Source organism: Herminiimonas glaciei (assembly GCF_042664955.1).
GTDB lineage: Bacteria > Pseudomonadota > Gammaproteobacteria > Burkholderiales > Burkholderiaceae_D > Oxalicibacterium > Oxalicibacterium glaciei.
Genome location: NZ_JBHTBU010000002.1, coordinates 510,036 through 535,924, shown reverse-complemented (window position 1 = coordinate 535,924; position 25,889 = coordinate 510,036). Strand labels below are relative to the sequence as shown.

The 25,889-nt window shown below is 55.2% G+C and carries 21 protein-coding genes; 7 read left to right on the top strand and 14 right to left on the bottom strand.

What is annotated here, in order from left to right:
- Positions 1-105: 105 nt before the first annotated feature.
- A complete protein-coding gene (locus ACFQPC_RS13315; protein WP_382272407.1) occupies positions 106-2,448 on the bottom strand; it encodes a DEAD/DEAH box helicase in 2,343 nt (780 codons plus the stop codon).
- 211 nt (positions 2,449-2,659) lie between these two features.
- On the opposite strand from ACFQPC_RS13315, the gene ACFQPC_RS13310 reads away from it, so the two are divergent.
- A complete protein-coding gene (locus tag ACFQPC_RS13310; RefSeq protein WP_382272406.1) occupies positions 2,660-3,238 on the top strand; it encodes a sugar O-acetyltransferase in 579 nt (192 codons plus the stop codon).
- A 126-nt stretch (positions 3,239-3,364) separates the two neighbouring features.
- On the top strand, positions 3,365-4,918 hold the full coding sequence (locus tag ACFQPC_RS13305; protein WP_382272405.1) for an EAL domain-containing protein: 1,554 nt from the start codon (positions 3,365-3,367) through the stop codon (positions 4,916-4,918).
- Between the two features lie 24 nt (positions 4,919-4,942).
- Here ACFQPC_RS13305 and ACFQPC_RS13300 read toward each other — a convergent pair whose 3' ends face one another.
- From ACFQPC_RS13300 to ACFQPC_RS13290, 3 genes are all read right to left on the bottom strand, one after another.
- A complete protein-coding gene (locus ACFQPC_RS13300; protein WP_382272404.1) occupies positions 4,943-5,380 on the bottom strand; it encodes a hypothetical protein in 438 nt (145 codons plus the stop codon).
- A gap of 86 nt (positions 5,381-5,466) precedes the next feature.
- On the bottom strand, positions 5,467-6,792 hold the full coding sequence (gene oxlT, locus ACFQPC_RS13295) for an oxalate/formate MFS antiporter (protein WP_382272403.1): 1,326 nt from the start codon (positions 6,790-6,792) through the stop codon (positions 5,467-5,469).
- An 877-nt stretch (positions 6,793-7,669) separates the two neighbouring features.
- Positions 7,670-8,419 (bottom strand): acid phosphatase, encoded by a 750-nt coding sequence (locus ACFQPC_RS13290; RefSeq protein ID WP_382272402.1) that lies wholly within the window; start codon positions 8,417-8,419, stop codon positions 7,670-7,672.
- Positions 8,420-8,646: 227 nt separating this feature from the next.
- Between ACFQPC_RS13290 and ACFQPC_RS13285 the strand changes: the two genes are divergently transcribed.
- Positions 8,647-9,471, top strand: a complete 825-nt coding sequence (locus ACFQPC_RS13285; RefSeq protein ID WP_382272401.1) for a hypothetical protein — start codon at positions 8,647-8,649, stop codon at positions 9,469-9,471.
- A 24-nt stretch (positions 9,472-9,495) separates the two neighbouring features.
- Here ACFQPC_RS13285 and ACFQPC_RS13280 read toward each other — a convergent pair whose 3' ends face one another.
- Genes ACFQPC_RS13280 through ACFQPC_RS13265 form a run of 4 tightly spaced genes read right to left on the bottom strand, consistent with a single transcriptional unit; the run spans position 9,496 to position 14,343 of the window.
- On the bottom strand, positions 9,496-11,193 hold the full coding sequence (locus ACFQPC_RS13280) for an ABC transporter permease (RefSeq protein ID WP_382272400.1): 1,698 nt from the start codon (positions 11,191-11,193) through the stop codon (positions 9,496-9,498).
- 3 nt (positions 11,194-11,196) lie between these two features.
- Positions 11,197-12,189: an ABC transporter substrate-binding protein gene (locus ACFQPC_RS13275; protein WP_382272399.1), complete on the bottom strand. Its 993-nt coding sequence runs from the start codon at positions 12,187-12,189 to the stop codon at positions 11,197-11,199.
- Positions 12,186-13,250: an ABC transporter ATP-binding protein gene (locus tag ACFQPC_RS13270; RefSeq protein WP_382272398.1), complete on the bottom strand. Its 1,065-nt coding sequence runs from the start codon at positions 13,248-13,250 to the stop codon at positions 12,186-12,188. Before ACFQPC_RS13270 ends, ACFQPC_RS13275 begins: the two co-directional genes overlap by 4 nt.
- 10 nt (positions 13,251-13,260) lie before the next feature.
- A complete protein-coding gene (locus ACFQPC_RS13265) occupies positions 13,261-14,343 on the bottom strand; it encodes a porin (protein WP_382272397.1) in 1,083 nt (360 codons plus the stop codon).
- Positions 14,344-14,780: 437 nt separating this feature from the next.
- Here ACFQPC_RS13265 and ACFQPC_RS13260 point away from each other — a divergent pair, with 437 nt between their 5' ends.
- The 3 genes from ACFQPC_RS13260 to ACFQPC_RS13250 all read left to right on the top strand — a co-directional run bounded on the left by ACFQPC_RS13260 (position 14,781) and on the right by ACFQPC_RS13250 (position 18,008).
- Positions 14,781-15,071, top strand: a complete 291-nt coding sequence (locus ACFQPC_RS13260) for a hypothetical protein (protein WP_382272943.1) — start codon at positions 14,781-14,783, stop codon at positions 15,069-15,071.
- A gap of 135 nt (positions 15,072-15,206) precedes the next feature.
- Positions 15,207-16,745: a DUF1800 domain-containing protein gene (locus tag ACFQPC_RS13255; protein WP_382272396.1), complete on the top strand. Its 1,539-nt coding sequence runs from the start codon at positions 15,207-15,209 to the stop codon at positions 16,743-16,745.
- 51 nt (positions 16,746-16,796) lie between these two features.
- Positions 16,797-18,008 (top strand): DUF1501 domain-containing protein, encoded by a 1,212-nt coding sequence (locus ACFQPC_RS13250; protein WP_382272395.1) that lies wholly within the window; start codon positions 16,797-16,799, stop codon positions 18,006-18,008.
- A 61-nt stretch (positions 18,009-18,069) separates the two neighbouring features.
- On the opposite strand, the gene gpmA is transcribed toward ACFQPC_RS13250, so the two are convergent.
- The gene (gene gpmA / locus ACFQPC_RS13245) at positions 18,070-18,792 is read right to left on the bottom strand and encodes a 2,3-diphosphoglycerate-dependent phosphoglycerate mutase (protein WP_382272942.1); all 723 of its coding nucleotides are present in this window, start codon (positions 18,790-18,792) and stop codon (positions 18,070-18,072) included.
- A 263-nt stretch (positions 18,793-19,055) separates the two neighbouring features.
- On the opposite strand from gpmA, the gene ACFQPC_RS13240 reads away from it, so the two are divergent.
- Positions 19,056-19,676 (top strand): DUF2242 domain-containing protein, encoded by a 621-nt coding sequence (locus tag ACFQPC_RS13240; protein WP_382272394.1) that lies wholly within the window; start codon positions 19,056-19,058, stop codon positions 19,674-19,676.
- Here ACFQPC_RS13240 and ACFQPC_RS13235 read toward each other — a convergent pair.
- From ACFQPC_RS13235 to ACFQPC_RS13215, 5 genes are all read right to left on the bottom strand, one after another.
- Positions 19,633-21,057, bottom strand: coding sequence for an efflux transporter outer membrane subunit (locus ACFQPC_RS13235; protein WP_382272393.1), 1,425 nt, complete (start codon positions 21,055-21,057; stop codon positions 19,633-19,635). The genes ACFQPC_RS13240 and ACFQPC_RS13235 overlap by 44 nt on opposite strands.
- A gap of 13 nt (positions 21,058-21,070) precedes the next feature.
- Positions 21,071-23,023, bottom strand: a complete 1,953-nt coding sequence (locus tag ACFQPC_RS13230; protein WP_382272392.1) for a MacB family efflux pump subunit — start codon at positions 23,021-23,023, stop codon at positions 21,071-21,073.
- Positions 23,017-24,195, bottom strand: a complete 1,179-nt coding sequence (locus ACFQPC_RS13225; protein ID WP_382272391.1) for an efflux RND transporter periplasmic adaptor subunit — start codon at positions 24,193-24,195, stop codon at positions 23,017-23,019. Before ACFQPC_RS13225 ends, ACFQPC_RS13230 begins: the two co-directional genes overlap by 7 nt.
- A complete protein-coding gene (locus ACFQPC_RS13220; protein ID WP_382272390.1) occupies positions 24,195-24,818 on the bottom strand; it encodes a hypothetical protein in 624 nt (207 codons plus the stop codon). The genes ACFQPC_RS13225 and ACFQPC_RS13220 overlap by 1 nt, the downstream gene beginning before the upstream one ends.
- A 152-nt stretch (positions 24,819-24,970) precedes the next feature.
- Positions 24,971-25,615 (bottom strand): nickel uptake transporter family protein, encoded by a 645-nt coding sequence (locus ACFQPC_RS13215; RefSeq protein WP_382272389.1) that lies wholly within the window; start codon positions 25,613-25,615, stop codon positions 24,971-24,973.
- Between the last annotated feature and the right edge of the window lie 274 nt (positions 25,616-25,889).

The window sequence follows — 25,889 nt, the reverse complement described above, 5'->3', positions numbered from 1 at the left end:
AGACGTTCATCATTACCTCGCTAACATTGCCGATGGGACATCATAGCGCAGCTTTGCCGTAGTGCTCACTTCTGCCGCACTCTTTGTAAAAAAGCTACACCTGCTTCAACCCTTGCGATGCGACTTCGGTTTGGCTGCGTCGGCTGGGCGGCTACCCATGGCGCCAGCACGCTTGGAAGGTGGTTTGCTGTTACGCCCCTTCTCCGCAACCCGGCGGTCACCACCCTTGTTTGGCGCAGACAAGGTGATTTTCTTGCCGCTGGTTTTTTCCGGCGCCGGTGCTACGCTGGAACGGCTGAGGCGCAGCTTGTGGGTGCCGATGGCGACCGATTTCAATTGGTCAAATACTTCGGTCGGCATCCCGGCCGGCAAGTCGAGCAAGCTGTAGTCATCAAAAATCTCGATACGGCCGATATATTTTGCCTCCAGCCCTGCTTCATTGGCAATCGCGCCAACAATATTTGCCGGTTTGACACCATGCGCATGACCCACTTCGATACGGTAGGGCTCCATGTCGACGCCGCTACCTTTACGTTCGCGCTCTTTCTTGGCCGGTGCCGCAGCCGCCTCAACTGGCGCAGCGGCTGGTGCGACTGAGCGTTCCACGCGTTCTTTCATTTCCTTGCGTGCCGGCTTCGTGGCCGGAGCGGCATCGCTGTCGGCCGCTTTTTCGAAGGCGGGTTTGCTCGCGGTCCGGGCCGGCGCAGCAGCTGCTGCTGCCTCACCCTCGCGACTGATATTTAATTGCTGGCCGGCTACCCATACTGTTTTCAGGTGATTGAACTGCTCCGGCGACAAATTCTCCGGCAAGTCCAGCGTGCTGTAGTCGTCGTAGATTTCAATCCGGCCTATGTATTTGGAATCGAGGCTGGCTTCGTTCGCAATCGCGCCCACGATGTTGCCCGGCTTGACGCCGTGTGCATGGCCGACTTCAATGCGGAAACTTTGCATGCCGGCATCCGGCTCGCGCGGGATACGTTCTTTGCGCGGAGCGGCAGGACGCTCGCTACGCTCGAAACGGTCACCGCGTTCCGGGCGGTCATTGCGCTCAAAGCGTTCGGCCCGTTCAAAGCGACCACCGGAGACCGGTCGTTCGTCCGACCATGAGCGTTCGCGCACTTCATTCTTTTTATCCAGCAGGAGCGGCACATCGCCGCGCGCCAGTTTGGCCAGCGCCGCCGCGATTTCTACCGCCGGCACATTGTGCTCGCGCTCATAGTCTTCTATCAGCGAGTGGAATACTTCAAGGCCGCCGGCGGCAATGGTTTCTGCAATCTGTTCCTTGAAGCGCGAAATACGCACGTCATTGACCGCTTCCACACTAGGCAATTCCAGCACCGAGATCGGCTGGCGTGTCGCGCGCTCAATCGCTTTCAACAAATTACGTTCGCGCGGGGCGATAAATAGAATCGCTTCGCCGCTGCGGCCGGCACGGCCGGTACGGCCAATGCGGTGGGTATAGCTTTCCGGATCATGCGGCACGTCGTAATTGATGACGTGGCTGATACGCTCCACATCCAGACCGCGTGCCGCCACATCGGTAGCAACCAGGATATCGATCTTGCCATCCTTTAATTGCTGGATGGTGCGCTCGCGCTGCTGCTGCTGGATGTCGCCATTGATAGCGGCGGCGGAAAAACCACGCGCCTGCAATTTGCTGGCCAATTCTTCGGTACCCAGTTTGGTACGCGCAAAGATAATCATGCCGTCGAAATTTTCTGCTTCCAGAATGCGGGTCAAAGCATCCAGCTTTTGCATGCCACTGACCAGCCAGTAGCGTTGACGGATGTTGTCGGCGGTACCGGTCTTGGCGGCGACCGTGATCAGGTCGGGATCGCGCAAGTAAGTGGTCGCTATCCGTTTAATGGCCGACGGCATGGTCGCCGAGAACAAGGCGGTCTGGCGCGACTCCGGAGTTTTTTGCAAGATGGTTTCGACATCATCGATAAAACCCATGCGCAGCATTTCATCTGCTTCATCCAGCACCATGGTCTTGATTTTGGACAGGTCGAGCGAGCCTTTTTCCAAATGGTCGATCACGCGGCCCGGCGTTCCTACTACGACATGGACCCCACGGCGCAAGGCGCTCAACTGCGCGCCATAGCTCTGGCCGCCATAAATTGGCAACACGTGAAAACCCGGGATATAGGTCGCATAACGCTGGAACGCTTCCGCGACCTGGATTGCCAGCTCGCGCGTAGGTGCCAGCACCAGTGCTTGCGGCGTGGTCTGTTTGATATCGATGCGTGCCAGGATAGGCAAGGCAAACGATGCGGTTTTACCAGTCCCTGTTTGTGCCTGCCCCAATACATCGCGATTATTCAGCAACAGGGGAATGGTGGCGGCCTGAATCGGCGAAGGCGATTCATAACCCAATTCCTGCAGCACGCGCAGCAGCGGCTCGCTCAGTTTCAGGTCGGCAAAGAGGGGAAAGGATGGTTCAGACATAGTTACTCACAAGAATGTTCGTATCGCGGAGTGCGAAAAGATGCACGCAGTTTACTCTCTTGGCGCCCAAACTCCGCGACTATGAGTGATCACAAGCTCAATCTAGGCCTCTGAAGGGAACCAAGCAAGCGCTTTCCGCGCCTTATATATAGATATCCCGGGGTAAAGCGTAGCCCCGCCCAGCCTATTAATAGCAAGATAAGGAAACAGCATGCAGACAGACCGGAAGCAACGCAGCCAGCGCGAGAGAATGGAAGCCGGTGAAGCCTATACGGCAGACGACGAGGAACTGGCACTGGCGACACGCCGCGCTTACCTGCTGACGCGCAAGTACGAAACCAGCTATGCGGAAAGCGCGGAAGCCGGCCACAAGGTATTGGAAGAATTATTGGGTAGCGTCGCACCTGATGTCCATATCAAGCCACCGCTGTATGTCGACTATGGCAGATACATAACGATAGGTGCCGGTAGTTTTGCCAATTTCGGACTGGTCGCGCTCGACGTCGCCACTATTACGATAGGCAAGAACGTCAAGTTGGGCAGCAATGTACAACTGTTGACACCTACCCACCCGCTGGAACCGGCGTTAAGACTGCAAAGGCTGGAGGGCGGCAAGCCCATCATCATCGGCGATAACGTCTGGATCGGCAGTGGCGCGATGGTGCTGGCCGGCGTGACGATAGGTGAGAACAGCGTGATTGGCGCAGGTTCGGTCGTCACGAAAGATATCCCGCCGAATGTACTGGCACTGGGAAATCCGGCCCGCGTCGTGAAGCCCCTGCCTGAATAAACCGGTTTGAACAGGGGCCGCGGGCACACATAACTCGCGGAAAACGAAGTACATTGAGCGGAGTTGAACGACGCCATACCAAGTCCGCCCACATCAGACACCCGTACCCGGGAACAGGGAGATCACTTGAATCGTGCCAGGATTATCATCATTGCGACGCTACTGGCCGTGGTCGGCGCCCTGCTCCCCATCTCCGCCACCCTTTATCTATCCTGGCTACGCGCCACTGATATAGAGGCAGAACGTTTGCAAGGCGTTGCCCAACGTGGACTTGAACGTGCACGTATTTCTTTGGGCGATGCAGATAAAGCACTCAAAGCCGCGCAACAATTGAATAACACCCCGTGCTCGGCCGAGCACATACGGCAAATGCGCATCATCGCCATCAATACCCGCAGCATCGAAGACCTCGGCTATTTCGAGAATGGCTTTTTGAAATGTACTTCGGCGGGCGAAATCCACACCAAGATCACGCAAACACCTGCCGACTTCACTACCACCAGTGGCCTGGAAGTCAGCCTCAACGTTATTCCGGCGATCAATGGCGGCATCGGCATGGTCGGCCTGAGTTACGGCGCTTACAAGGTATTGATCGACCCGATGCGCTTTGTAGACATAATCCTTGACCCGAGCATGCAGCTTGCAATCACAACGTCAAACGGAAAAATGCTGGGCAGCCTGCACCTACCGGATCCTTCTCAAGTGCAAGCCCTGCTGCGGGAGAAACATAGCCATCGTGCTTCCAGCATATTGCGCAACGATGATCTGATTGCGGTTGTGATTGAGCCGGACGATAGCCTGGCAGCACAAATGAAACGCGAAACCATGGTGCTGCTGCCGCTCGGAGTATTAATGGCCGCTTTTATAGTCGGCCTGGTGATATGGGTATCGCGTAAGCGCCTGTCACCATTAGGGGAACTGAAGCTGGCGGTTGAAAAGCATGAGTTTATCGTGCACTACCAACCTATCATCGCGCTGAAAAGCGGAGTATGCATAGGAGCCGAGGCCTTGGTACGCTGGCAACGTCCGGATGGCAAGATGACGCGGCCGGATCTGTTTATACCTCTGGCGGAAGAAAGCGGCTTGATCCTGCCCATCACGGATCAGGTAATCGCAGCAGTCATCCGCGATTTGGGAGAAGTGTTGCGGACCAACCGCAGATTACACATTGCTATTAATATCAGCGCGCAAGATATCAAGACCGGGCGCGTGCTGGATGTTGTAAAGCATGCGTTGGTCGATACCAACATACTGGCCGATCAGATCTGGCTGGAAGCGACTGAGCGCGGCTTCATGGATATAGATGCTGCACGCAGCACGATAAGCAGGGCGCGTGAAATGGGACATGCAGTTGCCATCGATGATTTCGGCACCGGCTATTCCAGCCTGTCCTATTTGCAAGGCTTGCCGCTGGATGCATTGAAGATCGATAAATCATTCATCGATACGATAGGTATTGACGCCGCCACCAGCAATGTCACACCCTACATCATTGAAATGGCAAAGGCGCTCAAGCTACAGATTGTGGCAGAAGGTGTAGAAACACAGGAACAGGCAGACTACCTGCTTGCTCGCGATGTGGACTTTGGTCAGGGCTGGCTGTTCTCGAAGGCATTACCAACACGGGAGTTCATCGCCTTTTATCGCGACAATTCCAGCCGGCATCAAGAAGTGCAGTGAACCTCAGCCGGGAGTTATCAGCTCTTACTTGTTCTGGATGATCTGATATCCGTCCCAATTGCCGCGGGCATTGGTATCTATTTTGGCGCAAAAGCGCACCTCGCCATTTACGTCACAGGTAATCACATCGGCATTGGCGCCGCTTTGCCGCAGCTTGGCGATGTCTTTCGTCAGTTTGGCTTTCTCTTCCCGCAAGTGTTGCAGCGAGAACGGGCTGGGCACGTACAACCACAAAGCCAGGATGATCGCACCGGGGATAATGAACCAGCGCACACTCTTCGCGCTGGCCGAAGTTTTCTCGTCCTTTGCCTTGCCGCCTTCAATCCGATTGCTGATGGTATTGACTGCGTCTGTCATCGCCTGCCGGATCGATTGCTCGATCTGCATACGTACCGCCAGCGGCAGCTCCTGGCTCATGCCGGATAAATGTTCACTCATTGCATTCGGCCGTTCATTTGTCATGACACTGCTCTTCTTATGCGGTTCTAAAAAAATAGGCTCCCGAAGGAGCCTGAAAGTTGAGTTCAAATCTTTGCGTTAATTACAGCTTAGGCATGCGCGGTAGCGCCCCCGCTAGCTGCGTTCTCCTTCTTCAAGAGATCAGCGGAGAATTCCACGTGTTTCTTGAGCAGAGGGCGCAGAGCGACAATCGCGAGGATAGCTGCGGTCAAGTCCATACATGCAACGGTGTACAGAACGGTGGACCATGTGCCGGTTGCTTCCATCATCAGGTTACCAACTGGTACGAACAGAGCACCGATACCTTTTGCGGTGTACAGCACGCCGTAGATCTTACCGATATGTTTGGTACCGAATGCATCACCAGCCAGAGCCGAGAACAGCGAGTAGACTTCACCCCATGCCAGGAACACGACGCCGGACAAGATCAAGAATGCCCATGGATTGTGACCGAAGTAGCCCAAAGCGATAATACCGAAGCCTTCGAGTGTGAACGCGATCACCATGGTTTTTTCACGACCGATGTTGTCCGAAATCCAGCCGAACAATGGACGGGAGATACCGTTCATGATGCGATCGAGCATCAGTGCCAGAGGCAACGCTGCCATCACGAAGAAGTGCAAATCGACTTCAAATTCTTTAACGCCCAAATCTTGTGCGATAACGCCAAGTTGTGCCACAGCCATCATACCGCCGGTAACTACGCAGATGAACATGAAGAACATGAGCCAGAACAGTTTGGTGTTCAGTGCTTCTTTCAATGTGTAATCACGTGTTGCCTGGACCAGTTTGGCGGATGCTTTAACTTCACCTTTAGCCGGCGAACGCAGGAACCATGCTGCGATGAACGCCAGCGAGCCTTGCAAGATACCGAAGAACAGGAAAGTTTCTTGGAAACCCGACGATTCGATCATTGCCGCGATAGGCAAAATCGTTGCAGCGGAACCAGCACCGTAACCACCAGCTGTCAAGCCAACGGCCAGACCACGACGGTCCGGGAACCATTTCAACGCGTTGTTGATACAGGTTGCGTAGATCGAGCCAACACCAACACCACCCAATGCTGCGCCAACGTAGAAGCCCATCAGGGTTGTTGCTTGCGAGTTGATGTACCAAGCGAAACCGATGAAGACTGCACCGAATGCAACCATCAGGCGTGGGCCGAGTTTATCGATGAAGTAACCTTCAATCGGTGCCAGCCATGTTTGAACCAGAACGAAAATCGTAAATGCGATTTGAATTTCTGCACGTGCCCAACCGAATGTGCCTTGAATTTCAGGTACGAACAATGTCCATGCGTACTGAATGTTGGCGGTAGCGATCATACAGATCACGCCCACAACGAGCTGTATCCAGCGCGTTGCGTTCGATGTACCGGATGCGCCACCCGATAATTGTTGTGTTGCTGTTGTCATTTCTCTTCCTCGTGTTCATCGCAGTTTTGTACGTAGGGCAAAACGGACAATGATTAATAGTTAATGCATTCGCGTGCAGCTCGATCGCAAAGACATCCTCAAGTTGTATTTGCAAGGCGGTCATAACTGAGCCGGTCGTATGCCGTTCCGCCTTTTGCCGTTGTGATCCGGGTGGGATCGCTTAAGCAGCGCCTTAACCTGGTTTCCACCCTGCTTTGATGAAACCTGCGGTTTTCACTGAGCCCGTCCAATTTGTCATGATCAGCGAATTTTTTTGCCTCGCGGCAAAGGAATTTTGCTGTCCGGTTACCCGGGGAAACTACTGCGACATCAAGCTGGAAGGGTGGGAAACACCGTTTTTTTCATCTCACGATAGGGTGAAGCTAACGTTAAGATTTCGTGACGATACGCACTCGGACTTTTGCGAACAATACGTAGTTATACTTATCGGCAATACGTACTTACCCTTAAAAAAGCCTGTTTTTTACATGTCTGTTGCGTCGCAATGAATATTAGATATTCACCAGATTTATATGACAAACAAGCCGCTTAAGCGCGCCGTTTATAGCTGAAATCGAATGCGTGATTTTTTCCGCACATCAAAATTCTTTGGTGGATTGACGCTTGAAAACAAATGCATATGCTGCGACGCAACATATGAATATTTTTACGATTTTTCGTAAAAAGTTATTTATTTCAATTTCTTTTTTGATATCAGAAATGATGTTTTAAATTATTGTCCGGAAACGGCTGCTCGAAATTTGGCAGAAGCAATGTATACAGTTGGCTATGACGAATGAAAAACGCCGGCAAGGGTAATGCCGGCAACAATTACGGGGGCGGGAAAGCAATGCGCCGGCAAATGTCCGGCCTCCGCCTAGGGCAGATGCATGGCGGCGCGCAACTCTGCACGCGCCGCGGCAAAGTCCTGCTGGAAGGCCGGGTTTTGCTGTATCAGTACGGCAATCAGTGTGGCCAGGCGCTGGCCGGCAGCAACGTCACTAGGATAGTGGACGCCGCCTATGACGCGGTTTTCGCCAAACTCCCGGGCACGCGCAAAAATTTGCTCACTCTTTTCAGGTAACAGATCCGCCAGCACGATGGCTGACAGGAAGCTGAAAGTCGCGTGTCCGCTTGGATAGGAGCCGCTGCGCGAGTACTTGGCAACTGGCTGTATCCGCGCATCTGCCAGGGGTGGGCGCACACGCTTCCATTTATTCTTGCCCTGCTTCTCCATCACATTGCCAGTTTCATGCAAGGTTTCAAACAGGCTGGCAGTCAGCGGCAAACGATCTGGCCGGAATCCATCCCCTATTATCGAGGCAAAACGAAAAACGCTTTGTTCATGATCCGCCACCGCCAGCTTTACCTGCGCAGGTGTGCGCTGCGCCTGTAACGACAACATGAACTCAATTTCGCGCCGGGTGGCCGCGGCATCAGGCGGCGGGCCCAGGAAACGCGTGCTGTCTATTTGCGCAGGACTCAGATAGGTCCAGCTATCCGCGTCCGCCATTGCGGCCATTTTTGTATTGCTAACCGCCGTTTCCGCTTGCAACGGTACTTGCGTCGCGCAAGCCGTAAGCGAGAACAGTAAAGCCATAGCGGCATGCTTGCGGATGAAATACATGCGAGGTCTCCTTCGATATCAAATAGTTTTACTTGCTGCGCGGCCACGCCCTGGACGCGGCATTCGCCTATTTGTCCGAGCACAAACGTATCAATTACACAATTTTTATATTTATTTACAGTGGGAACGCTTAATCATTACCAATAGCGAATTTATTGACAGCAGATCAGTCGAACAAAATTCCTCAGCACGTTCATAATGACGGCAGTTTCCATTTGCAGTAGAACATGAAGTTCCATTCTATTCTGACCAATATGCGTGCCCGTACTGCGATAGGTATAGGGCTCTCACTGCTGATACACGCGCTGATCCTGTTGTTTGCGCTGGATCAGGCAAAGGTGCGCGTAGCGGAATCAGGGGAATCGCCGACGGCACCGCTGGAAGTGAGCCTGATCACACAGGCGCCGGCTCCCAAGCCGGCAGCGAAAGCGGCAACACCGCCCGCGCCGGAACAAAAGAAAGCAGAAAAATCGAATCCTGCACCACGCCAGCAAAAATCCGCAGCGCAGAAAAAGACCGAGCCAATCCGGCAAGCCGATAAAGGTACGCCACCTCCAGTCGCGCCCAAAACCACCAGCAAGGAAGCCCTGCCACCAGACATGAGCGATATGCTGGCGGCAGCACGCGAGCGCCGCCGCGCAGCAGGGATTATGGAACCGGATGCACGCCCGGTCGAAGATGACAATGCGATTGCCCGCGCCAATATTGCCGAGATGGTGCAGCGTCAGTCACGCGGCCGCAATGAATCGGGCGGCGTGTTTCAAATTACCTTCAAGGGTGTGCGTACTGCGGAGTTCCTGTTCCGCGGCTGGGACTTGCGCCGCAAAACCAATTCCCGCCAGTTAATCCAGGTTGATGCCGGCCCGGGTGGTGATATCGATACCGCCATCGTGCGCCGGATGATAGACCTGATACGTCTGTATGAAAAAGAAGATTTCAACTGGAACTCACCCCGCCTCGGACGCGTCGTGGTGTTGTCGGCGCGCATGCGTGATAGCGCGGAACTGGAAGAATTCCTGAAGCGTGACTTCTTCGAAGAACGCCCTCGTTAATTACACGCTGCGCGCAGCCGGGTCTTACTGCTGGCGCTGCCGCCACAAGGTCACAGCGACCATCACCGTGGTTGTCATCAGGATAGTCACCACACTCATGGCCATACCCTGCCCGACCGAGCCTTGCTCAAACTGACGCCAGATAAACAGCGAGGTCGTCTGGATGCCGGTGGGCGCCAACAGTAATGATGCAACCAATTCACGCGAAGCCACGGCAAACACCAGCAACATTGCTGCCAACAGGCTCGGGAAAATAAGCGGCAACAATATTTTCATTAAAGTCTGGCGCAAGCTCGCACCATGCACCCGTGCCGCCGCTTCCATATTGTCGCCTATCTGTGCGAACGCAGCACTCGCATAGCGTACCGGATAAGGCAACAGCAAACAGCAGTATGCGAGCAGCAGGATGACCCAGCTGTTATACGGCGTAACCGGCCAGAAACTTTGATTCCACGCGAGGATCAGGCCAACCGCGACCACGATACCGGGTAAGGTATTCGGCATCACGGACAAGGCATCGAGCAAAACCCGCCCACGCATCCTGGTTTTCACCACACAATAAGCTGCGAGCAAACCCAACAAGCCAGTCAACAAGGCGGTCGCCACGCCCAGGCCGGTACTCGTCGCCAAAGCCTGTAAGGCAGAATTGCCACTGGTGAAGATTGCATCGAAATGGGTGAGCGACAGATTGTCGCGCTGCAAACCACCGGACAAGGTACGCATGCATGCGGTGACAACGATGGAGAATATCGGTGCACATGTCGCTATCAAGGCAACGACTGCAAACAAGGCGGTAACCGGCCAGCGCCAGGCGCCGAGCGGACGCAAGGAAACATCATTCGGTTTGCCGTTCATGGTTTCGAAGATTTGCTTACCCTGGATACGACGTTGCAACCAGAAAGCCAGCATCGCCAGGATCACCAGCACGACGGACAGCGTAGCTGCACCCGGCAAATCGATCGGCCAATCGGAGAAGCGTCGTTCTATGCCGGTTACCAGTACAAAGAAACCCGCATTCGCCGCCAATGCTGCAGGCGTACCGTATTCCTCGATCGCCATCGCAAATACCAACAATAAGCTGGCGGCGATACCCGGTGTTGCCAATGGCAGCGTGATGCGGAAAAAACACTGCCATGGCGAACCACCGCAGACCCGACCAACGTCTGCCAGACGTGAACCTGAACTGGCGATGCTGCGCGAAACAGCGAAGTAAACAACCGGGAACACATTCAGCGTCATCACAAACACCACGCCGCCAAATGAAAACAGGAATGAAGCTGCGTGCAAGCCCAGCAATTGTTCTGCGTAGCCATTCGGTTGCAGCATCATGATCCAGCCGAGTGCTGCGATGTAGGGCGGGATCATGAAGGGCACCAGGAACAGCAAATCCCACAAGCCGGCAAACGGCAACTTGAACAAACCACGCAAGGCACCCAATGGGATGCCTATCGTTGCACTTAGCAAAACCACGCACACACCCAATCGCAAGGTATTGAAAGTCAGGCCGAACAATGCCGGATCACTAAAGATTGTTGCCAGATGCGACAACGGCGCCAGCAATGAACCATTTGCCAGCTCCGGAAAGATCGCCTGCAACAGGATGAACAGCAATGGCAAGGCCACCACTATTAATAACGCTGCGGTGGTCCCGCCCAAAATCAACGGCGTGCCGTTGATCCTGATGCCGCGATGTGCCCTCAATGCACCAACTGTTTCCGGCACGATTTACTTGCGTCCGAACAAGGTAGAAAAACGGTGCAACAGTGCAGCGCGTGACGCGTAGTTGGCATCACCTTCTGCATCCGGCAATAACTTGATTTCTTTCAACGTCGAACGTTTGGCAGCAATATCAGTACGGGCCGGAATCAGATAAGCCTCGGCGACGCGCGCTTGGCCTTGCGGTGACAGCACGAAATCGATGAATTTGCGTGCATCATCCTGCGCCTTCGATGATTTCAAAATCATCATCGGACGCGGTGCAACCACGGTACCGCTTTTCGGGAAAATAACTTCTATGCTTTCACCCTTGGCCTGGCTACCCAAAGCAACGTAATCAACCGCACCGAATACTGCCGCCTTCGCACCTTGCAACACCGGATTCATAGCCTGTGCATTAGGACCGGAGATAACCATGCCGTTGGCTTTCAATGCAGAAAACAATTGCCAGGCCTTTTCACTTTGACGGCTTTGCAAACCGGACAGCAAATCCAGCGATGCACCGGATTGCGCCGGATCAGGCATGGTGACCTTGTCCTTGAATGGCGCTTGCGTCAAATCGCTCCAGTCCGTCGGACGCGGCGTGCCACTCTTGGTATTCCACACGATGGACAGTACTGACAAACCTTGTGCGACATACGCCGGTTGTTTGAAACGGGCTGGTACGTGTTGCGCATTCGGGCTTTGGTAGTTCAGCAACCAGCCGCGTTTATCCAGATCTTGCGCACTATCCCAGGATGCAGAGATAACAACGTCAGCGCGCGGATTTGACGCTTCGGCCTGCAGGCGCGCCATGACCTTGCCGGTATCGGCCTGGAATACATCAACAGTAATGCCGGTACTCGCCTTGAAATCTGCCGCCAGTGTTTCAATCAGTTTGCCGGGACCGGCACTATAGATAGTCAACGCAGATGCATGTGGTGTTGCGAATGCGGCCGCCAGCGACAGGCAGGCGATATTCAGCGACAATAATTTTTTCATGTAATTTTCTTGTTTGATCATGCAGCCTGCGGCAGCCAGCGCAAGCGCTGCCAGTCCACCGTCAGGTCTATTATCTGGCCGTGCGACAAGCGGGTATCGGTCGTCAGGACCAGGCCCTTGGGCGCATCGGGGGTACGAACTTCGGTAATGAAGCGACCATTGCGGTAGCGTTGCATCGTCACTTCACCGCGGAAGCAATGTGCAGCATTCGCCGCCAGCGATAAGGCCGATTGAGGGATGAATAAATGCTGCGCGTCGACTGCCGCGTTCGGGGCAAAACGTTGATGCCATGAATGCGGGACTTCCTTCGCATGCAGCAAGGTACCGAGTTTGAGGAATTCTGCGATCAGCGTATTTGCCGGTTCCGTCACCAACATGTCCGGCGTTGCCAATTGGCGTATGCGTCCACCCTGCATGACAGCGACCACATCTGCCAATGCAAACGCTTCTTCCTGATCATGTGTGACGTAGACGGCAGTGGTGCCCATGGTGCGCAACAGATGACCGATTTCGTGACACAGGCTTTCGCGCAGATCACGGTCAAGATTCGACAAGGGTTCGTCGAATAACAAAACCTGTGGTTCCGCCACGATGGCGCGTGCCAAAGCCACGCGTTGCTGTTGGCCACCGGACAAGCTCGATGGATTGCGGTCTTCGTGATTTTTCAGGCCGACGATTTCCAGCGCACGTGCGACACGCGGATCACGTTCCTTTTTCGGCATGCCACGCATTTCCAGCGCGAAGGCGACGTTCTTGCCGACACTCATGTGCGGCCACAACGCATAATCCTGGAACACCATGCCAAGACCACGCGCTTCGGGCGGCAAAAAGTGGCCGTCACCGGCCACCAATTTGTCACCAAAGAGTATGCGTCCGTGCCCCGCTGCGACCGGTAACAAACCTGCCAGTAATTTCAGCAGGGTAGTCTTGCCGCAACCGGAAGGGCCGAGCAAAGCCAGTACCTGGCCGGGTTCGAGATGAATATCGATCCGATCAAGTACCGGGTTTTGCGCAAAGCGATGGGTCAGGCCATCGATGGTAATCGATGTACCTTCCATCTTTTTGGCTGGACTCTCTGTCATTGCTTACACATCAGAATGTGTGACGGATACCGGCCATCGTACCGAACTGGTTTTTGCCAGCGACGATATCGGTGCCGAAACCGTTCACGCCGAGGTTGGAACCGTTCTTGTTCATCGCGTAAGAATTGATCAGGTACAGATCGGTACGCTTGGACAAGGAATACTTGACCATGGTGATGATGGACGATGGATCTTTATCGGAATCTTTCACGTCGGTTTTGTAGTACGAACCGCTGAGTTGCAATGCTTCCGACAACTGATAAGTCATACCTATCCATGACATATTGGTACGTGCGTCTGCTTTGCCTACGACTTCTTGCTTGCGTTGCAGGTAACCACCCAATACTTCGGCATCGCCAAACTTGTAACGCGCACCGAAAGTCAGATGTGTATCGGTATCATTTTCTGCAGCAATACTGCTGCCATTTTTCTTGTCATAGACGACAGCCATACGCAAATCGCCGCCGTTGTATTGCACGCCGCCGCCCATTTGGCGACCAACTTTGCTGTGGCCGGCGACTTCGCCAGCTGCAGGTACTGCTGCTCCGGCTTTAACGGTATCAAAGCCTGTGCTGTAGTAAGTGGAAACGTCGAATGCACCGAATTTACCGATGTATTTGACCGAGTTATCCATGCGATCCGAGAAGGAAGCGTCATGTACTTTGGACGACCAGGTTGCGTTATCCATGGTGTTGTACTTGCTCATCCATTCCAGCATCAGGCTGTTTTGGCGACCCAGCAACAAGCTACCCCATGAACCTTGCAAGCCGACGTAAGCCTGGCGTCCAAACGCGCGATTGCTTTGCAGGTAAGCACCGGTGTCATAAGCGACGCCGCTTTCCAGCACAAATACCGCTTTCAAACCACCGCCCAGCTCTTCCGTACCACGGAAACCAATGCGTGAACCCGACAGATTGCCGGAGCTGATACGCGACACATTGGAGTTACCCGCTGTAGATGCGTTATTGATGACTTCCAGACCAGCATCTGCGATACCGTAAATAGTTACATTGCTCTGTGCCGATGCGTTACCAGCCAACAACAATGATCCGACAGCGGCGCTGATAACGATGCTGAGTAGCTTAGCCTGCATTGATTTCCCCTGATTTTAAAAAAGAAATCGCCCCGCATATGCGTGGGCGAAGCGATGCGCTGTGATCGCAACTGCGTGCGATTCCATCGTTGAGTAATCCCTGAATTCCTCAATCCGACAGCGAGGTGGAGAATAAAATTGAAATGTTTCATGTTGATGACAAACATCAAAAGTAAACCGGCGCTGTTGCCAGCTTCGTCGTAAAAAATTTTCATACACAAGCACTGACATCGCCGCACTTTTTACTGCGCATAAGCGCAGAAACACTTGCTTACACTTCAGTTGCAATCCTTGTCAGCGCCGATTTTCCGTGCACGTTTATGTAGGGGTAGCTAAGTAGAATCCCCTACTGCTCACCAGACTCCATAAACAACACTTAAGGAAAAATCATGTCGAACTCAATTCGTAAAACTCTCTCCCTGATTGGCGTGGTCGGCATGCTGGCAGCTGTTAGTGCACAGTCATTTGCAGCGACTGAGTTTCAAAAAGATCATCCGCGTCGCGCCGAAGTAAACCATCGCCTGGATAACCAGGACAAACGCATACACCAGGATGTAAAAGAAGGAAAAATGTCCAAGGCAGAAGCGAAAAACCTGCACAAGGAAGACCATCAAATCCGTAAGGAAGAAAAATCAATGGCCAGCCAAAATGGCGGCCACATCACCAAGCTGGAACAAAAAACCCTGAACCAGCAGGAAAATGGTGTGAGCAAGCAGATCGGCAAATAATCGTCTATCGTGAGTAGATAATGAAAAGGCCTGTATGGGCCTTTTCATTTTGATAGCTGGCAGCAATGGCAGATATTCCATCGCAGCAAGGGATGCCAGACTTGCAAGCCTGCCCACTGCATTTTGCCCGGAGGCATGAACGTGCACTTCCCTATCCGTCACACCTTGCGTAGCGTCATCCTCCTGCTGATGTCAGTTTGCGCGTTGCAAACGCAAGCAGCAACTGTGGCCCAGGATCAGCAAGCATTGCTGGTATTGAATCGTCTCGGCTACGGCCCGAAACCGGGCGACCTCGAACGTGTGAAGCAGATCGGCCTAGACAACTATATAGAACAGCAGCTCCATCCCGAGAACATTCCGCTGCCGCCCGCACTCAGCAATCGACTCGCGGCGCTGGACACCATCAATCAGCCGACTGGCGCAGTCCTCGCAGAGTTCCTCTCGCTACGCAAGGAAGCGCAACAGAACGAAGAAGGAGCCAAACAGCAGCAACGCCAATTCGTCACGCGCCTGACTGATCAAACCGCCGAAGCCAGGCTGGCACGCGCCATCGATAGTCCGCGCCAGCTGGAAGAGGTGATGGTCGACTTTTGGTACAACCATTTCAATGTCTTTTCCGGCAAAGGCATAGACAAGGCGCTGGTCGCCAGCTACGAGCGTGATGCGATCCGCCCGTATGTGCTGGGTTCTTTCCGCGATTTGCTGGGCGCAACGGCCAGGCATCCGGCCATGTTGTTCTATCTGGATAACTGGTTATCGACTGCGGACAACGCGGCCGCACGCAGCAAGAATCCGGGACCAGGCAAACCCATCGGCCTGAATGAAAATTACGCGCGTGAACTGATGGAGTTGCATACGCTGGGCGTCGACGGCGGCTATAGTCAGGCTGACGTGACCGAACTGGCACGCATCTTCACCGGATGGACCTTCAATCAACGCGAGCTGGCAAGCCGCGATCGCGGCTTTTACTTCGATCCGAAGAAGCATGACAATGGTGAAAAACAATGGTTAGGGCGCAATATCGCAGCGCAAGGGCAAGCCGAAGGTGAAATCGCACTCGATATCCTCGCCATGCATCCGGCGACAGCGCGCCATCTCAGCTATCAGCTGGCGCAATACTTTGTACAGGACCAACCGCCCGCAGCATTGGTAGAGCGACTGTCACGGCGCTATCTGGAAACCGGTGGCAATATCCGTGAAGTATTACGTACGCTATTCAATAGCCGTGAATTCATCGCGCAAGCCGGGACCGGCAGCAAGTTCAAGACACCCTATCAATTCATCGTCTCGGCCGCACGCGCCGGTGAAGTACAGTTCACGAATGTGCGTCCCTTCATGAATGCGTTGAATCAACTGGGCATGCCGCTATATGGTTGCCAGACGCCTGACGGTTATAAAAACACCCAGGGTGCGTGGCTCAATCCGGATGCACTGACACGCCGGATTACATTTGCCAATGCACTGGCTTCCGGTCGCCTGCCGCTGAACAAAACTGATGACAACGCGATGGATGGTGCGCGCATGCCAGCTACGCCGACGGTACTGGATACCGGCGCGCTGCTGCACACGCTGGGCCCGGCGATTTCGGCAACGACCCGCAGCACGATAGAGAACAGTCCGGCCGGACTACGCAGTGCAATGGTGCTCGGCAGCCCTGATTTCATGCAGCAGTAATTCCCCAGATTAAAGACGAGGCCAGCTATGCAACGCAGGAACTTCTTACAAATGATGGCCGCTGCCGGGCTCTTGATTCCGGTTGGCAGCTCGGCCTGGGCCGCTGTCGGCAATACCCAGGAAGTCAACAAGCGCAAACTCATCGTGGTCATGTTGCGCGGTGCGGTCGATGGTTTGAATGTGGTCGCACCTTACGGTGATCCTGAATACGCCCGCTTGCGTCCGACCATAGGACTGGCTGCACCGGGCCAAGAAAATGGCGTACTTGACCTCGACGGTTACTTTGGCCTGCATCCGGCACTCGCGCCCTTGCAAACCTTATGGGAGGAAAAGAAGCTGGCTTTCGTCCATGCCAGCGGCTCGCCCGATCCGACCCGCTCCCATTTCGATGCGCAAGATTATATGGAGTCCGGCACACCCGGCAAAAAATCGACGCAGGATGGCTGGCTCAATCGCATGCTGACCGTACTGCCCGGCCCGGTCTCACCGACCCGCGCCATTAGCATAGGACCGGTAATGCCACGCATCCTGGCCGGTCGCGCGTCAGCTACCAACCTGCCGGCAGGCGATGTCGGCAGCAAGGCCAACCTGCTGGACAAACCACAAGTCGGCAACGCCTTCGACCAGCTTTACCAAAACAATGAAAAGTTCGGCCGTACCTATCAGGATGCCAAGGATGCGCACAAGGAAGTCATGAGTGCGTCGCTGGAAAATGAAATGCAAATGGCCAACAATGGCGCACCTCTGCCGAATGGCTTTCCAAAGGATGCGGCACGCCTGGCCAAACTGATGCGCAGCGATATCAATATCCAACTGGCCTTTGTCGCGCTCGGCGGCTGGGACACGCATGCAAACCAGGGCAATGGCAGCGGACAGTTGGCGAATCGCCTGGCCCCTTTGGGACAAGGACTCGCAACCCTGGCGCAACAGTTAGGTCCGGTGTTCCAGGACACCAGCATCGTCGTCATGTCGGAGTTTGGCCGCACCGCCAGACAAAACGGCAATGGCGGTACCGATCACGGACACGGGAATGTGATGTGGTTGCTCGGCGGTGATATAGCCGGTGGCAAGGTGTACGGCGACTGGCAGGGATTGTCCGGCAAGAGCTTGCATGAAGGCCGCGACCTGCAAGTCACGACCGACTTCCGCGCGGTGCTGGCACAGATCGCGGAACGTCACCTCTACCTGAATGACAAACAGCTGGGGCAATTATTCCCTGCGGGCCCTTCGTTCGGCAGCAATATCAACTTCATGCGTGCCTGAGTCATGCACAAACAAAAAAGCCGGCGTCAGCCGGCTTTTTATTTTTTGGATTCTTGCTTAATCAAAGTATCGCAGATGCGCCCGGATGCGGGATATCCGTCATCGATCTTCTTTCCAGCACGCGCAAATCGGTATCCAGTTTATAAACCAGCGGCACACTGTTCGGTACATCGAAGCGTGCGACTTCTTCGTCCGGCATATCTTCCAGCAACTTCACCAGCGCACGCTGGCTATTGCCATGCGAAGAAATAATCACATCCTTGCCCTGCTTGAGTACCGGCGCTATCGTCTCATCCCACATCACCCTGACGCGCTCTACCGTATCTTGCAAGGACTCGCCCAAGGGCAAAATTTCGCGTGGCACGCCCTTGTAGCGCGCTTCCTGTTGCGGGGCACGCGCATCATTCATATCCATTAACGGCGGACGGGCATCGAAACCACGACGCCATGCCCAGACCTGCTCTTCGCCGAAGCGTTCGATCATTTCCGCGCGACTATGGCCGGTCAGTGCGCCATAGTGTCGTTCGTTCAGGCGCCAATGGCTGATGATGGGTGTAAACATTGCATCCATCTCGTCCAGGATCAACCATTGCGAGCGGATGGTGCGTTTCAGCATGGAGGTAATCGCGAGGTCGAAGCGGAAACCTGCCTTGGCCAGCGCGCGCCCGGCGCAGCGGGCCTGCTCTATGCCATTTGCGGTCAGGTCAATATCTGCCCAGCCGGTAAAGCGGTTTTCCCTGTTCCACTGTGACTCGCCGTGGCGAACAATCACCAGATTACCCATTACTTTTCTCATATTGAAGCAACAAAGCATGAAGATTAACTGAGATTCGCCAAGGCCGGAGCATCCGGTGCATTTTTCATTCGGGCAAAAAACAGGGAGAATACTTGCATAGCGTTGCCGGTAACACGTAAAAAGCCATAAAAATGGCCTTTTAGAAAGCAAACACCTGCTTTCTTGGCGAAAATAGACGGAATTTTTCAGGGCAACGAGAGTCAATCAACAGCGCATCGCCCGATACGCGCTCATTTTGGAGAATTTAGTTTATGCAATTCAGCTCCCGCATCCTGTTGTCGGCACTCGCGCTGGCAACGATAGCCGGTTGCGCAGGGCCCAAGCCTGTTGCCTATCAAACGGAAAAATTCGATTCGACCGAAATCTATGCGCGCCGCTTCACGGTATCGTCCGATGTCGCGTGCGAAGCGGTGCGTCGCACCCTATTGAGCCAGGGCTATGTGATCAGCGCCTCGACCTCAACGCAAATCGATGCGCGCAAAAGCTTCCAGCCGGAGAATGATGTCCACGTACAGATCGCTTTCCGCGTGGTGTGCACCACCGATAATGCCGACGGCAACCTGACGTCGGTATTTGCAAATGCGCTGGAAGACCGCTATGCCTTGAAGAAGATCAATAACTCGGCCAGCGTGGGCGTCGGTGCACTGGGCTCGCTGTCGCTGCCTTTTTCATCCAGCGACGATTCGCTGGTGAAAGTTGCCAGCACCACGATTGCATCAGAAAAGTTCTATTCCCGTTTCTTCCAACTGGTGGAGCGCTACCTGACGAATGAGGCAGCACCCGCACCGGAAGCGCTCGAGATGCCGGACGAACACCTGCGTCCGCCGTTCAAGACACGGGCTGTGCCGATTCCTTCTGCCCCTGAGCAGTAAGCTGCCAGCCACCACCCAGCGCCTTGTACAGGCTTACTGCAGCCTGTAAACGCAGCGTACGCAATTGTGCAGCGGCATCCTGTGCCGCATACAAGGTGCGTTGCGCATCCAATAGGGTCAGCGATGTTTCAGCGCCGGCGCGATAACGCGATTCAGCCAGGTTAAAGGCACGCTGCGCCTGGCGCAGTTCTTCTTCTTGCGCGATACGCTGCGCATCTATCCCCGCTACTGCATTCAATGCGGTTTCCACATCGCCAAATGCGGCAACGATGGCGCGCCGGTAATTCGCCAGCAGCTCTTCCCTTTGCGCCAGCGCCAAATCACGTCCGGCTGCCAGGCGTCCGGCATTGAAGATGGGCGCAGCCAGGCCGGCGGCCAGGCTATAAACCGGATTGTCGAACACGCTGCTGACACGATTGCTGCCCGCGGTGATATCGCCACCGAGGGAAATACGCGGCAACATTGCCGCCCGTGCGGCGATGATATTTGCATCGGCACCGCTCAATTGCGCTTCGGCCCGCGCAATATCCGGACGCCGTATCAACAAATCAGCCGGCAAGCCGGCGGCGATCGTCGGTGCCTGCAATTTGCCCAGATTGGTACCGGCGATCGTCAACAGGGATGGATTGCGCCCCAACAGTACCGCCAGTGTGCTCAGGCTGTCTTCGGCCTGCTGCCGGATCGCGGCGCGGGTACGCATCTGCGCCGCCAACACACCACGCTGCTGCGCCAGTTCAAGCGGATTGGCCGCGCCGGCGCGCGCACGTGATTCGATCACGTCAAGCAAGCGCTGCGCACTTGCCACGCTGAGATCTGCAATCGCTACACGCTCACGCAAACCCACCGTCTGCAACCAGGCCGATGCAACACCGGCGCTTATCGTCAGCTGTACGGTATCGCGATCAAACTCGGCCGCACGCAAACCGGCAAGCGCGCTATCACGCGCGGCACGATTACGGCCCCAAAAATCCAGTTCATAAGTAGCCGTCAGCCCCGCCTGGTACACGGTGCCAGGCGCGGTGCCATTGCCATCGCCGCCAAGGCGGCCATTGCGGGTCGCGCCAAAGTTGCCGTTCAATTCTGGCAGCAAAGCCGCGCCGGCGATGGTGGCAGTCGCTTGTGCCTGCGTCACGCGTGCGACTGCGGCGGCGATGTCATAACTTTGTATTTGCGCTGCTTCCAGCAAATTGTCCAGTTCGCTGCTGCCAAAACTGCGCCACCAATCGCGCGTCACGGACGATGCCATAAGCGATGCATCAACCGTACCTTGCGACTGGCGCCACTGCGACGCCACTTCCGGAGCCAATGTCTGTTGCGTGGTTTGTGTCGCACAAGCGGCGAGCAACAAGGCAGCAGAAAATCCAGTCAATATCTTTATCATTATCTTTGTCCGCTCATTCCGAAGCCAAAGCGATCACCGGATCCAGCCCGGCCGCCTTCTTCGCCGGCATATAGCCGAAAATCAAACCGGTCGCGACGGCGCAGGCAAACGCACCTATGATCGCCGACAGCGAGAAAATTACCGCCACATTCCAGAACAGCAGCGCCGCGCCTATCGTCAGGCCGGAGACGACACCAATTACGCCGCCGACCACCGACACCAGCACGGCTTCCGTCAGGAACTGTCGCAGGATGTCCCGCTCACGTGCACCGGTCGCCATGCGGATACCGATTTCACGTGTGCGTTCCCGCACCGTCATCAGCATCACATTCATCACGCCGATACCGCCGACCACCAGCGACACCGCGGCAATCAAACCCAGCATCATCTTCATCGCATTGCTGGTTTGGGCTGCCGCCTGTAATTTGGCTGCGGCATTACCGATGCGGAAGTCATCGCGTCCGCGCCGCTCTATCAATAATTTCCTCATTGCGGCTTCGGCTTCCTGTACCTGGTCTTCCGATGCCGCTTCCACCACCGTGTAGTCCGGTTCAGCGCGCGCATCATAGACCCGCATGCGTCCCGAGTTGTACGGGATGAAGACCATCTCATCGTAATCCTGCGAACCCGAGTCCGCACCACGTTCCGCCATCACACCTATGACTTCAAACGGTGCATCGACGATCAGGATTTGCTTGCCTATCGGATCACTGCCATCCGGGAAAAAGTTTTTCCAGGCTTTATGCCCGATCACCACGACCGGCGCCAGGTCGCGATCTTCGGCCGGCGTAAAGAAGCGTCCCTTGCCGACGCGCCAGCGATGCACCAGCGGCATCACATAAGCACTGGCGAAGGCATAGACCTGGCGATCCACATTGCCATAACGTACCGTCACCGGATCACCGATGATGGGCATGACATGACCGATCTGCGGCAAGGCAGCTACCGCATCGAGGTCTTCTATCGTCAAGCGTCCCGGTGGTCCGCCATTCGACGGATGACCACTGCCGAGATACATAATGGTGGTACCGAGCGAACCCATCTCATCGATAACGCGTTGCTTGGCACCCTCACCCACGGCCAGCATCACGATTACCGAAGCGACACCGATCACGATGCCGAGCAGGGTCAGGCCGGTACGCGTGCGGTTCATGCGCATGCCACGCCAGGCGGTGCGCGCCGCTTCCCGCAAATCATCCCAGAAGGAAGCACCGGCATCACGGCCGGCCTGCGTCATATCGGGTGCAGGCAAAGCCTGCTTCACCACCGACACACCGGAATCACCGACGATTTCGCCATCGCGAATTTCAATGACACGACGCGCCTGGTCAGCAACATCACGGTCATGGGTAATCAAAATAATGGTGTGGCCGGCATCCGCCAATTCATTCAGCAAGGCCATGACTTCGGCACCACTCTTGCTGTCCAGTGCACCGGTCGGTTCATCGGCGAGGATGATACGACCGCCATTCATCAGCGCACGTGCAATCGAAACACGTTGTTGCTGGCCACCGGAGAGTTGGCTTGGACGGTTATCCAGCTTGTCGCTCAGACCCAGGCGCGTCAGCAAAGCAGACGCGCGCGCGGCACGATCCGCTTCCGACATGCCTGCATAAATGGCCGGCACCTCGACGTTTTCGCGGGCGGATTCGGTTGCAATCAGGTGATAACCCTGGAATACGAAACCGAAGGCTTCGCGCCGCAACCACGCCAGCTCATCGCTATCCAGCGTCGCCACATCGCGTCCGCTAAACAGATAGCTGCCGGAACTCGGCCGGTCCAGGCAACCGAGCAAATGCATCAGCGTCGATTTACCGGAACCCGAAGCGCCGACTATCGCGACGAACTCTCCCGCATGGATCTTCAGCGATAAACCATGCAGCACTTCCACCGCAGGTACATCACCATTGCCCCCGTATTGCTTGCGTATCTCGCGCAGTTCAATCAGTGGCGCCGCTGTTACCACTGAAACCTCCGTGTCTTGCTCTGCGCCACGACTTCACCGGTAATCAGTTTTTCGCCTTCTTTCAAACCGTCGACTACCTGGACCGCCAACCTGTCGCTTACGCCTGCACGCACTTCACGTGTCTGCGGCTTGTCGTCACTGCCGAGGATACGGGCGGTATATACCTGCGGCTTTTGTTCCACCGGCTGCAAGGCACTCAAAGGCGCCACCAGCACATCACGTGCCGATGCAGTGATGAAGGAAACCTGCGCCGTCATTTGCGGCAATAGTTCGGCATCCTTGTTGTCCACATCAAACAAGACTGTGTATTGCACTACTTTGCTGACCGGCGTCTGGTTTGGATTCGACTGTGTTGCGGCAGCGACCGGCGGTGCCGGCAAGACCTGGCGCACTTCCCCGGTCCAGCGACGACGGTCACCTGCCAGTGTTGTGAAGTAAGCAGCCTGTCCGGCCTTGACCCGACGGATATCAGCTTCGGAAACCGTGGTCCACACTGTCATCGCCGACAGATCGGCGATGCGCATCAGGGTCGGCGTCTGGTAGGTCGCATTCAGCGTCTGCCCTTCTTTCGCATCGATACCGATCACGGTGCCGCCCATAGGCGCATAAATCCGTGTGTAACCGAGGCGCGCTTCATCCGCCTTCAGGCTGGATTGCGTTTGCACAATACGCGCCTGGGTCTGTGCGATGCGGGCGACGGCTGCAGCGAGGTTTGCTTCCGCCGTCTGCACGTCTTCCAGACGGGTAGCTTCATCCTTGTGCATCTGTTGTTGACGGTCGTGTTGTTGTGAACTCAGGCGATGCTGCGCCCTTTGTTCCGCCAGTTGCGCCTGCAATTCATTTTGCTGAGCGCGACCGGCGTCTACCGTCGCCTGCAACACGCTGGCATCAATCTCCGCCAGCAACTGGCCTTTCTTGACCACGGCACCCGGCTGCACATGCAGCTTCAGGACCTGGCCGGATACCTGCGCGCCGACTTCCACCGAACTCATCGGTTGCAAGGTGCCGATCGCGGTCACCGTAGCTTCTATACTGCCGCGTGCCACCGGTGTTACTTCAAACTGTGCATCACTACGATTACCGGACCACAAGCCGATTGCCGCCAATGCAGCTACCAGGACGAGCAGCCCTACTGTTTTTTGCTTGCGGGTGAAGCTCTTGCGCGTATTCATTATTTCTTGACCTCAAATGTCAACGTTGCGGTATGGCGCACGTCATCATATTTTTTTCCGTCCAGCGTGACGGAACCATTCACGCGTGCACTTACCTCCAACAGATAACGTGCGGGAAACGGCGTCGTCAGCGTGACCGTGCCGTCCTTGGCCGGTTTCAATACGCGACGCCAGCCTTCCGATGTTTCGACATTGACCTGCGAAGCGGCCACGGTATTGCCTTTCCATACCAGCTTGAAAGTATTGCCATTGGCTTCGGTCGGCACCAATTCCAAATCATTGACGGCCTTGGTTTCACTGCGGCCGTTCTTGGCTTGGAAGTAGTTCAGCACGCCTTTATCGCTGCTGCGTGTCGCCGCCAGGCGCAAGTCACCACTGGCAGGCGCGGCGATGTTCAGGCGCTCCGCCTCCACCGACAAAGGAAGATCCTTGCCATCCGCCATAAAGGCACGTGCGCCGGTAATTGTGCCTGGTGCACCCTTTGCCGCTTCGAACTCGCCGACATACGCATGTGCAGCACCGGTGGTATCACGCTCCAGCCAGACATAATCGGCATGCGCGGCAGCACTGGTGAGGAAAAGGCTGGTGGCCAGCAAGGCGAAAGGAGAAAAGGAAATGCGCATAAAACCTCGTGTATAAATTCTTTCCGAATATCGTCGGAGAAAATGCCGTGAGCCAGCCCACGGCATGGGTGATCATTATTCAGGCGGGTAAACTGCCCGTACTACACGTGCGTTATCGGATACTGATAACGCACGTTGACATCCAATGACGCTTACTTGGCGACGAAACTCAGGGTCGTGGTGTACGACACTTTTTGCACTTTATCGCCGGCGACTTCGAGGTCGCCCTTCAGTTCATGGCCGCTCATCAGGATGTAACGACCCTTGCCTTGGACCGGCACCTTGATACGACCCTCTTTATCGGTGGTGAAAGCCTTGACCCATTTGTCCGGATTGATGACGCTGACTTTTTTGCCTGCGACCGGTTCACCCTTGAAGGTCAGCGTAAATACGTCACCGTTTGCCTTCACAGGCACGAGTTCGAAATCCAGCGCTGCTGCGGTTTCGGTACGGCCGGCACGTGAATTGAATACAGCCGCCTGCATTTGGCCATCCTTGTTTTTCCATGGCTTCCAGACCTGGTCGGCGATCAGGCGCACATCGCCGTTACCGGTTACCGCTGCTTCCAGATAATCATTGGTAGTTGTGAGTTTGGCCGGCTGCTTGCTGTCCTTGCCGAATACCTGGGTAGTCGCGGCCAGTTTGGCAACGTCATCACCGTGGTCGCGCTCGCCATCAACGTCGCCTACATACACCTTGGCCGGACCCGCACCGTCGCGCTCGACCCATACCTGGTGGGCGCTGGCCGCGATGGCAAACGACGACAACAGTACGGTGGCGAGTGTTTTCTTGATCATGTGTATCTCCTTTAGTTAAATAAAATGGAACAACCCTGTAAATACCTGAACCCCTATTTCGGTCCCGAAAGTGGCTATTTTTCCTATCTCACACGCCAATGCGCAGCGCGGCCTGCTGCCAAAACCAGCAGCAAACCGGGTAGTCCAAGCATGAAAAACCTGAAAAACGCATGCAAACTTGCATCAAAAAACTGTCTTTCGGGACGGGAAAAGCATCGCCCTTACTTACTATGACCAACGAGATTGAAAAAAGGGCCACCCGGAATGCACTCCG